The sequence below is a fragment of the Thermodesulfobacteriota bacterium genome, from assembly GCA_039028315.1.
In the GTDB taxonomy this organism is placed as follows: domain Bacteria; phylum Desulfobacterota_D; class UBA1144; order Nemesobacterales; family UBA2774; genus CR02bin9.
In genome coordinates this window covers 1-10214 of sequence record JBCCIH010000078.1, presented here as the reverse complement: position 1 = coordinate 10214, position 10214 = coordinate 1, and the positions used below count along the sequence as shown (strand labels likewise).

General features: G+C 41.1%; 12 protein-coding genes. 6 read left to right on the top strand and 6 right to left on the bottom strand.

Annotated elements, in window-relative coordinates; genetic code table 11:
- The 3 genes from AAF462_06290 to rplM all read right to left on the bottom strand — a co-directional run.
- Positions 1-276: inositol-3-phosphate synthase (locus tag AAF462_06290; GenBank protein ID MEM7008731.1), on the bottom strand; the 276-nt coding region annotated here is incomplete at its 3' end.
- 56 nt (positions 277-332) lie between these two features.
- On the bottom strand, positions 333-725 hold the full coding sequence (rpsI, locus tag AAF462_06285) for a 30S ribosomal protein S9 (protein MEM7008730.1): 393 nt from the start codon (positions 723-725) through the stop codon (positions 333-335).
- Positions 726-733: 8 nt separating this feature from the next.
- Complete coding sequence (rplM, locus tag AAF462_06280; GenBank protein MEM7008729.1) at positions 734-1162, bottom strand: 50S ribosomal protein L13; 429 nt, start codon at positions 1160-1162, stop codon at positions 734-736.
- A 165-nt stretch (positions 1163-1327) separates the two neighbouring features.
- Between rplM and AAF462_06275 the strand changes: the two genes are divergently transcribed.
- From AAF462_06275 to AAF462_06260, 4 genes are read left to right on the top strand one after another with little or no spacing between them, the layout of a single operon-like run.
- A complete protein-coding gene (locus AAF462_06275; GenBank protein MEM7008728.1) occupies positions 1328-2815 on the top strand; it encodes an FAD-linked oxidase C-terminal domain-containing protein in 1488 nt (495 codons plus the stop codon).
- A gap of 27 nt (positions 2816-2842) precedes the next feature.
- On the top strand, positions 2843-4174 hold the full coding sequence (locus AAF462_06270; GenBank protein ID MEM7008727.1) for an FAD-binding oxidoreductase: 1332 nt from the start codon (positions 2843-2845) through the stop codon (positions 4172-4174).
- Positions 4175-4193: 19 nt separating this feature from the next.
- A complete protein-coding gene (locus tag AAF462_06265) occupies positions 4194-4964 on the top strand; it encodes a DUF3891 family protein (GenBank protein ID MEM7008726.1) in 771 nt (256 codons plus the stop codon).
- A 9-nt stretch (positions 4965-4973) separates the two neighbouring features.
- Positions 4974-6281, top strand: a complete 1308-nt coding sequence (locus AAF462_06260) for a heterodisulfide reductase-related iron-sulfur binding cluster (GenBank protein MEM7008725.1) — start codon at positions 4974-4976, stop codon at positions 6279-6281.
- A gap of 4 nt (positions 6282-6285) precedes the next feature.
- Here the strand turns inward: AAF462_06260 and AAF462_06255 are convergent, their stop codons facing one another.
- Positions 6286-6789: a hypothetical protein gene (locus AAF462_06255; protein ID MEM7008724.1), complete on the bottom strand. Its 504-nt coding sequence runs from the start codon at positions 6787-6789 to the stop codon at positions 6286-6288.
- Positions 6790-6911: 122 nt separating this feature from the next.
- Between AAF462_06255 and AAF462_06250 the strand changes: the two genes are divergently transcribed.
- A complete protein-coding gene (locus AAF462_06250; GenBank protein MEM7008723.1) occupies positions 6912-7589 on the top strand; it encodes a hypothetical protein in 678 nt (225 codons plus the stop codon).
- Here the strand turns inward: AAF462_06250 and AAF462_06245 are convergent.
- Positions 7586-8176 carry a DUF1461 domain-containing protein gene (locus tag AAF462_06245; protein MEM7008722.1) on the bottom strand — a complete coding sequence of 197 codons (591 nt, stop codon included), beginning with the start codon at positions 8174-8176 and terminating at the stop codon, positions 7586-7588. The two genes, AAF462_06250 and AAF462_06245, sit on opposite strands and share 4 nt — an antisense overlap.
- A 27-nt stretch (positions 8177-8203) precedes the next feature.
- Positions 8204-9406 (bottom strand): Na+/H+ antiporter NhaA, encoded by a 1203-nt coding sequence (nhaA, locus tag AAF462_06240; GenBank protein MEM7008721.1) that lies wholly within the window; start codon positions 9404-9406, stop codon positions 8204-8206.
- 143 nt (positions 9407-9549) lie between these two features.
- Here nhaA and AAF462_06235 point away from each other — a divergent pair.
- A partial coding sequence (locus AAF462_06235) for an LLM class flavin-dependent oxidoreductase (GenBank protein ID MEM7008720.1) occupies positions 9550-10214 on the top strand: 665 nt, incomplete at its 3' end.

Below are 10214 nucleotides of genomic sequence, written 5' to 3'. Positions count from 1 at the left end.
TCCTGCCTTAAGGGATGCTTCATAGCAGTCGTCTGGAAAAATATCCCAACCTGCAAAAACCAGATCATCTAAATCACGCAAAGGAATAAAATCTTTTATTAAGGGTGAGTTTTTATCGGTCCTTTTGCCAATTCTGATTGTCCCCATTTGAGTAAGGGAGCCAATTGGCTTACCTAAACCTGCTTTGATTGCCTCAACGCCAGCAACAAAAGTGGTGCTAACAGCTCCGCTCATTCCGGGCAAAAGTACTCCTAGTTTTCCTTTTGGCGCAGAGATTTTGTTTAATTTTTTGTTAGATTTCTTTTTTTTCTTATTGGTAGCCAATGTGTAAATTACCTCTTTGAGAACTGTGGTCCTTTTCTCGCTTTTTTGAGTCCATATTTCTTTCTCTCAACCATTCTGGAGTCTCTTCTAAGCTGACCTGCTGCCTTAAGAGGTTGTCTGTGAGAGTCGTCTACCTGAAGCAGTGCTCTGGCTAGACCGTGTCTTACGGCACCAGACTGCCCAGTTAGACCCCCTCCCTTTACTTTTATTAAAACATCATATTTGCCTTTAGTGTTTGTTGTATCCAAAGGCTCTAGCGCATGCACAACCCATGAATCTCTTGGGAAATATTCTGATGCTTCTCTTTTATTTATTGTGACTTTACCATCACCCGGTTTTAGCCAAACACGGGCAATAGAGGTTTTTCTTCTTCCTGTTCCGTAGTAATTAACTTCAGCCATGTCTCTGACTATACCTCCAATGTTTCAGGCTGCTGAGGAGCATGTGGGTGTTCGTTCCCCGCGTAAACCTTTAACCTGCTTATTAATTTTTTCTGCCATTTGTTCTTCGGCAACATTCCCCAAACAGCTTTCTCTATTATCTGCTCCGGGTTCTCTTCACGCAAATCTTGTGCGGAAGTCTCTTTAATACCGCCCGGATGGTTTGTATGTCTGTAATATGTTTTTTGGTTCCACTTATCACCTGAGAAATGTAGTTTTTCCGCATTAACAACTATAACAAAGTCTCCTATGTCAGCATGCGGTGTGTACTGGGGCTTGTCTTTACCTCTCAAAATGTTTGCAATTCTTGTAGCAAGCCTTCCAACAGTTTTCCCGTCACCATCTATCAGGTACCATTTTTTATCGAAATCTTCTGTTTTAGCCATGTAGCTCTTCATTTTTTTAGCCTCTAATAATAGAAATAAACCATTGAATGTACCAATTCACAGCTGATTGTCAAGAGCTTGTCTCTTCTTAAATTCCGAAATAACAATGCGTGCTAAAATTGGTCTACTCATCTAATAATGATATAATGATGCCCGTAAACACAAATACTATATACTATGACTACTGAACATAAAACAAAATCTTCATCTTGGAAGAACAAATTTAGAGAAAAGCTTATAGAAATTATAGGCAATGAAGGGGTCATCTATACAGAGGATGAGCTAATTGCATATGATAGTGATGCGCTAGCAGGCCATAGGATAAAACCTATATTTGTTGTACTACCCAGTACTGCAGGACAAGTATCGCAAGTAATCAAAGAATGCCACAAGGAAGAAGTTCCATTTGTTCCTAGGGGAGCTGGCACAGGACTCTCCGGAGGTGCGCTTCCCACTGAGGAAGGAATAGTGATTTCCCTATCTAAGATGAATAAAATCTTAGATGTCGATATTCCAAACCAAAGAGTAGTAGTACAGCCTGGGGTAGTAAACCTCTGGGTTACAAACGCAGTAAGTCCACATGGATACTACTACGCTCCCGATCCATCGAGCCAACTCGTGTGTACTATTGGGGGTAATGTGGCAGAAAACTCTGGAGGTGTACATTGTCTTAAGTACGGCGCTACAACTAATCATGTGCTGGGTGTTGAAATGGTTATGCCCGATGGTGAGATAATAGAGGTTGGGGGCAAGACTTTGGATCACCCTGGATATGATCTTACTGGACTAGTCGTTGGTTCAGAAGGCCTTTTGGGAATAGTCACACAAGTCACTCTTAAGATAATAAAAAAGCCACAAACAGTTAAAACGCTCTTTGCTTCTTTTGATCATGTTGAGGATGCAGGAGCTTCCGTGTCTGGTATAACAGCAAGGGGAGTGATACCGGCAGGAATGGAGATAATGGATAGCTTCTGCATACAATCAGTCGAAGCAGCCGTACATGCAGGATATCCGGTAGACGCGGGCGCTATATTACTTGTTGAATTAGACGGTCCAGAAGCAGAGGTAGAGGCTCAGATGCCTATTGTTGAAGAGGTTTTAAAGCATAACAAAGCAATTGAAATAAAAGTGGCCAAAGATGCGGAAGAAAGGGAACTATTTTGGAAAGGCAGAAAGAGCGCATTTCCTGCTATGGGGAGAATCAGCTCAGACTACTACGTGCAAGACGGTGTTATACCGAGGAGCAAGCTAGCAGAGGTGCTATCTGAAATAGCAGAGCTAAGCGAGAAATATGGTCTTAGGGTTGCAAATGTGTTTCATGCCGGCGATGGTAATCTGCACCCGCTTGTTCTTTATGATTCCACTAAAGAGGGAGATTTGGAGAAAACACTTGAGCTTGCCGGAGAAATATTAAGAGTATGCGTTGATAAAGGCGGCAGTATAACCGGCGAGCATGGCGTGGGTTATGATAAAAAGAGCCATCTATCACTTATGTTTGATGAAAATGATCTAAACGCTATGAATCTGATTAGATGTGCTTTCGATAGTAAAGGCTTGTGTAATCCTGGGAAATTATTTCCCACGCCCAGAACATGCGTTGAGCCGGGTATGAAGACCTACCATGTGCATCCGGTTCAGAAAAAGGGTATGGGCGAGATGTATTAATCTAAATTTGTATAGAATTTAAAACTAATGCTGAAAAAATCTGTTATTAATAATTTGCGAAATATTGTGGGCGAGGGCAATACTATTTTGGAATCTGATAGTCTTAAGGCCCACAGCCTTGATGACGTTATGCCCAAAGCAGTTGTATTTCCAAGTAGCGTAGAAGAAGTTTCAGAGATTATGAAACTTGCTACAAAACACTCTTTAAGTGTTATTCCTACAGGCGGCGGCACAAAATCATTTTTAGGTAACAAACCCCCTTCAGCCGACATTATTCTAAGCACAAAAAATTTAAATCAGGTTCTTGAACATGCATCATCAGATCTGGTGGCAACTACACAATCTGGTATATCGATTGAGGATCTGCAGTCCGAGCTTGGTAAAGAAAACCAGTTTTTAGCAATTGATCCCCCGCACATTCAACACGGAGCTAGCCTAGGTGGCATAATCGCGTCAAATGACAGCGGTCCACTTCGGTTTAGGTATGGCACCTTTAGAGAATTACTAATTGGGTTAAAAGTTGTCCAAGCAGACGGTAGCATTTTTAAAGGGGGAGCTAAAGTAGTTAAGAATGTAGCTGGCTACGATCTTCCAAAATTATTTGTTGGTTCGCTCGGCACGCTCGGAATAATAGTTGAAGCAACGTTTAGGCTATATGCTGTACCTGAGTATTCGCAGACATATCTTGCCAACTTTTCTTCTATTGATGATTGTCATAATGCGCTGATGATGCTTACAAGCTCAGACCTGGCGATTACATCGCTAGAATTGATAAATCCTACACTGGCCTTAGCTCTATCTGAGAACAATTCGATTAAGTACAAAGCCGACAATTATTTGCTAGCAGTAAGAATACGAAATGTAGAGCAAGCTGTTAAAGACCAGATTTCAAAAGCAAAGCAAATTTGTAGTAACAACAATGGATCGGGAACAGTACTCTCAGACGAAGTTGAGCTTGGGTTTTGGGATGATGTTATAAACTTCCCCTGGGCTTTATCAAATACACAGCGAACAGTGTCTAAAGCCAGTGTTTTAGTATCTGATATACCAAAGCTGCTAATGAGTCTTGATGCATTATCGTCTAAAAACGGCATTACACCATATGTATCTGTTAGGGCTGGAAGTGGAATTTGCATTATTTCTTTCAGTGCAGAGGATTCAAATACTATTGCTAGCATCAATAGTCTAAGAAGTTTTGCTGCCGCCTTAGGAGGGCACCTAGTTGTCCAAGAAGCGCCAATATCTGTTAAATCTGAGATTGACGTATGGGGAGATTTGGGTTCTGGGAGATCTATAATGAAGAAAATAAAATCAAATTTTGATCCAGATAATATTCTTAACCCTGGAAGATACATTTAGATCATACAACTGATATAAAATGATTAGAAGAGAGAATAACGGCGGCTGGATATTGATAACTCAGCATGACCATGCAGAGCTTGCAGCTAGAATAATGTCGCACTGGGGAAATGAGCAATTTGCAGCGCCTGAGCCATATGACGCGGTCTTATTTGCTGTAAATGAGCATGACTCCGGCTGGAAAAAGTGGGACTCAAAGCCTAAGATCAACCCTGAGACAGGTTTTCCGGCAAATTTCACAGAGATGAGCTTTGAGGATCAGGGAGATATTTGGAGAAGATGCTACAAACCTTATTCTTCAACTGAGCCCTATGCTTCTTGTTTGGTCGCCCTTCATTTCTCTAAGTTTGCCCGTAACAATTTAAGAAAAGAGTCTGGCAACGAAGTATCACATGCACTATATAAAGAGTTTAAAAAATTTGTAGCCAAAGAACTTAATCTCACGTTTTCAAATGGAAATTTGCAAAATATACCCAGAGAAGTTATTAAAAATCTAAAACTTCTTCAAATAGGAGATATACTTTCTCTTACTCTATGCCATGGCTGGAGATCTATAGAAATAACAGAGGCGCCGATTGATTACAAAGGGTCTGAAACGATATTGCAAATGACATCAGATGACGGTTTTAACTACCAACTGAATCCTTATCCCTTTGATGTGCCTGAGCATAGATTTGAAATTAAAGGCAAACAAATACAACAAAAGTCCTTCTCCAGCGACAAAGAGCTTAGAGATGCAATTAAGGCATCAGAAACAATGAATCTTGATTTTACAATAAGAAAGAGCTAAAAAGTAACTATGAGCGAAACTAGATATCAAGCATTTGATAACATGGACAAACCAAGCGCAGATATTATAAGTGACTGTGTTCATTGCGGTTTTTGTCTAGCTGCTTGTCCTACTTATTTAGAGACGGGCAATGAGCTTGATTCTCCTAGGGGAAGGATTCATTTGATGAACGCCGCCGCAAATGGCGAGATACCGCTTGAGGGCTCATTGGTAAAACACCTGGATATGTGCCTTGGTTGTCTGGCATGTGAGCCTGCCTGTCCTTCAGGAGTCCGCTACGGAAGTCTGATTGAAGCCGGGCGCTCTCAAATCGAACGCCGCTATGAGCGCTCATTTTTCGATAATTTTTATAGAGGTATGATTTTCACTTTGTTTCCCTACAAACAAAGGCTAAAGTTAATGCTGCCGCTGTTTTACATCTACCAAAAAACCGGTCTAAAATCTCTTGTACAATCCTCTGGGATTATGAATCGTATATCCCCTAAGCTCGCGAATATGGAGGCAATGCTTCCACAAGTTAAGTCCCCATCTTTCCCTAAGGAACTTCCTGAGATTATCCCCGCTAAAAGTGAAAAACGTTATAGGGTAGCTATTTTAACAGGATGTGTTCAAAGCGTATTTTTCTCTAAAACAAATGAAGCTACGGTCAGAGTGCTTTCTGAGAACGGTTGTGAAGTAGTTGTGCCGCAGATGCAAAGCTGCTGCGGCGCTCTATCGGTTCACTCCGGTAGGCTTGATGAAGGGCGAGAGTTTGCAAAGAATACAATTAGGACCTTTGAAGAGCTTGATGTTGACGCAATAGTAATAAATTCAGCCGGCTGCGGCTCGACTATGAAAGATTATGGTGAAATTCTAAAAGATGACCCCAAGTTTTCAGAACGAGCACAGGCTCTTAGTGAAAAAACAAAAGATGTTATGGAATTTCTATATGATATTGGAGTAACGGGCGAGCTTAAGAATTTGAATGTTAAAGTTACCTACCAAGACGCGTGTCATATAGGTCATGCCCAAAGAATCAAACAGCAGCCTAGAGATGTTATCAAGCAAATACCCGGGCTTGAATTTATCGAGATGCCGGAGTCTGATCTATGCTGTGGAAGCGCCGGTATTTATAACCTTGTGCAGCCGGAGATGTCCCAGAACCTGCTGGACAGAAAAATGGATAATGTTTCGCAAAACGATGTGGACTACCTAGTTGCAGGAAACCCGGGTTGCCTTCTGCAGATACAAAAAGGAATCAAATCACACGGGCTTAATATAAAGACAGCACACCCAATTGAACTTTTAGACTGGTCCTACAAGGGCGCTATTAGTTAACCTCCTACTCCCAGCTTACACCCCTTGATTTCATAGTTGCAAGAATACCGTTAAGTGGTTTATCCTCAGCCAACCAGAAACTTCCTGAGCCTGCAGATCCAAGATCAGCCTGTTTAAATTTGCACACACTCAAAACCTCTTTGCAATTAAGATTCTCCTCTCCGCCTGATGAAGGCAAGTTGTAGCAGCTAAATTTAAAATTTTCTGTGCTGATTGCAATTGCAGACCACTTATTTGCACCAAGCATTGAACTCCATCCGGCGTCAGCACCGGGATCTTTTTTAGGAGGGATGTTTATCATAATCTGGGAGGCGCTCGAATTATTGATTAGATATACATTTTCATCAGATGTAGCTTCATTTAAGACCAGATTATTATCTTCGTATGTAAACCCTGATTCAGTGCAGGAGGGTGGAAATTCTGCGCTAGATTTCTCAGCGCTGCATGAAGCTAATAATATAGAAACAGAAAATACTGCTATGATAGATAGTTTTAATACTAATTTCATCTCTTAGCCTCCGAATTATGTTTTCTGATTTATATTTTGGCCGCTAAATGCGGAATTTCAAATAGCATCTCTAAAAGTATCAGTTATCATTATACAATAGAGTTCATAAGGGGGAGCAGGCAATGAAGTATTTGATCGTTTTTTCCATTTTCATATTAACGGCAACAATGATTTCATGTGACTCATTAGAAGATGACAATCCTGTAAGTCCATTAGATCCTCTTATTAATCAAGAAATTGCAGAATCTCAGGATTATAATCTGACTACTCCGCTATATGGTATGCAAGTTTCGATTGATAGCGGCGTAGATAGTGGAACAAACAGTGTGCTCAATTTACTAGATAACAGAGCTACTAACTTTTTTAACTGCCAGTTCATTGAAGGCTCAGAGCTGGGGTTTCAGACAGTTGAACTAGAAAATGGAACAAATATCCCACCCCTTTCGACATTGAGAGTATATGTTGTTCCGAACAGATTTGAATGTGAGGCCGTAGGTCTGAGCGAATGCTCGGGGGTATATTTCTTTGGAAACGATATAATTGTAATTTCTGAAGGAGGATTCTTAGGATGCGGGGAGTTCGCGGTGTGGCGTCATGAGCTGGGACATAGGTACGGCATGGCTGCTGATCACAGCAACCAACCTAGTTTTAGGGGATGTATAGGACAGGATAACTGCGAGTTCGGCGATTTTATCGGATTAGGTTCACATGTTCACCCACATTCACATTCTAATTCACACTCTCATTCTCATTCACACTCAGATTCTCACTCTCATTCACATGAAGAGGATATAAATTAACTATTGTCTCGCCTCTTTCTTAAACCAAGCCAGATTGCCAGATTAATGATGAAGCAAATTGCAATTAATAGTGCAACTGTATATTTAAAAAACACCCTCGGCATTATGTAATATGAGAGATCATATTTGTTGTTTTGCCAAAGGTCATTGTCAAATAGAAGAGGGTGAAATACATCCCTCCAAAAAGTCCCAAAAAAAGGAAGAACTATTAATAAAGAGAGGATTATTACTGCATTTATGAGTGCAAAGCGCCGCACTTTTTTTCTGTCATATAAAATAGCTACTATCGCTAAGCCTATTAGACCCAAAAAGAACATCTTATCAAACATTCCCCTTACTTCTTTAAGATGGGTCTTTTCCTTATCTGTAAAAAAACTCTCAAGCCCACCCTGGTGTCTGAAAAAAGCTGCAAGCTCCTGTATTCCTTTTTCCGCCCTGTCCTCTCCCACAATTCTGCAGCGGTTATGCCAATCGCAATTAAGCTCCATCCAGTTGGGCAGGTAAAAGGTTAGGGTCATCGGAATATAGAATGTAATGTAAAGTAGAGATAGGAAGAGAAAGATCGATTTAGTTCTGTTTAGTATCACAGCTCTGAATTGTACTTGTAAGATTAATTATTCCAAAGGCTTACTTTCATCTTTAAGAGATGCTTTTAAGATCAAAAAGCCCGCAATAGCTGAGATAAATGAGCCGACAAGTATTCCTATGCGAGCCTCTATTGCATACTCTGAGAGGCTGCTATCATAAGCAAGTGTGCTTATAAATAAGCTCATCGTAAAACCTATTCCGCAAAGTATTGATGTTCCGTAAATCATCCGCCAGTTAAGCTCAGAGGGCAGCTTTGCAAGCCCCATTTTTACTGCCGCAAATGAGAATCCGAACACACCTATCTGCTTTCCAACGATAAGACCAAGCGCTATACCTATTGGAATTGGCTCGAAAAGCGTTGCAAATGACATTCCTGAAAGTGAGACTCCCGCGTTTGCAAAAGCGAAGATAGGCATAATACCAAAAGCTATCCAGGGATGAAGCGAATGCTCCATTTCCCTAAGCGGACAAGGCTCATCTTCTTTGGTTCTAAGTGGTATTGCAAAAGCTAATACTACTCCTGCAAGGGTTGCATGAACTCCTGATTTTAGAACAAATATCCATAGAATAACACCCACTACTACATAGGCAGCAATTCTCTTAACTCCAAGAAGGTTCATTGCAACAAGTACAGCAATTGCAATTGCAGACAATATCAGTGATGTAGTAGAGAGATCGCCAGAGTAGAATATGGCGATGATTACAATAGCACCAAGATCATCGATTATTGCAAGTGTCAGCAAAAATAGCTTTAGAGAAAGAGGTACTCTGGAACCTAAAAGCGCAAGAATTCCAAGTGCAAACGCAATGTCGGTTGCAGCCGGGATTGCCCAGCCGCTTAGAGTTTCCGTGTTACCAAGGTTAAACATTACGTATATAAGTGCAGGCACTACCATACCGCCAACAGCAGCAAAACCAGGAAGCGCTACTTGAGAAAGACTAGAGAGCTGGCCGTCCATTATCTCTCTTTTTACTTCGAGCCCTATTAATAAAAAGAATATGGCCATAAGACCATCATTTATCCAAAGAAGAAGCGGCTTTCCGATGTAGAGAGCGCCAATACGAATTTCAACTGGGGTATTTAAAAAAAGATCATACAGGCTTGATAAAGGAGAGTTGTTGATTATTAAAGCAAGTACAGCAGCGCCCACAAGTATGATTCCGCTAGCTGACTCTAACTTTAAGAATTCCCTTAGTGCTTCAAGCGCTCTGGCCGGTTTTACGCTCAATTTATGCCTCCTTTAAGATGGGAAAATTATAGCCTAAAGTGAATTATTATCAAAGCTAAAGTTTGTGCTTTAGCTTTGGAGAAAATTTTAAGTTGTGTTAATATCAATGTTCTAATAAAACTTAGCATATATGGAGCTTTTATTTGGAATTAGGCTACTTTACAATGCCCCTTCATCCTGCGGGCAGAGACCTGTCAGAAACTCTTCAAGAGGACCTAGAACAGATAGTCTTACTTGACGAACTGGGTTTTAGAGAAGCATGGATTGGAGAGCATTTCACTGCTGGATGGGAGAACATTCCCGCGCCTGATCTTTTCATTGCAAACGCTATTGCGCGTACAAATAGGATAATATTAGGCACTGGTGTTTCGTGTCTTCCTGAGCATGATCCTTTCATGCTAGCACACAGAATTGCGGTTCTGGATAATTTAGCCAAAGGCAGATTCCAATGGGGAATTGGAGCTGGAAGCTTTATAGGTGACTTTGAGGTGTTCAATATAGACCCAAGCACAGGTGAGCAAAGGGATCTTACAAATGATTCCTTAGGTTTCATATTAGATCTGTGGAATAACCCAAAGCCTGGTAAATATGCTAACAGCAGGTGGAGCTATACTGTTCCCGAGCCCCAGGACGATGTAGGTCTTAGGGTTCATACAAAGCCCTACCAAAAACCCCATCCCCCAATTGCTGTTGCGGGCATAACAGAGAGCTCGGGCACGCTAAAAGTGGCCGGGGAGAACGGCTGGATTCCAATGAGTATTAATTTTGTGACCGATAATGTTCTTAAGACCCATTGGAACTCTGTTGA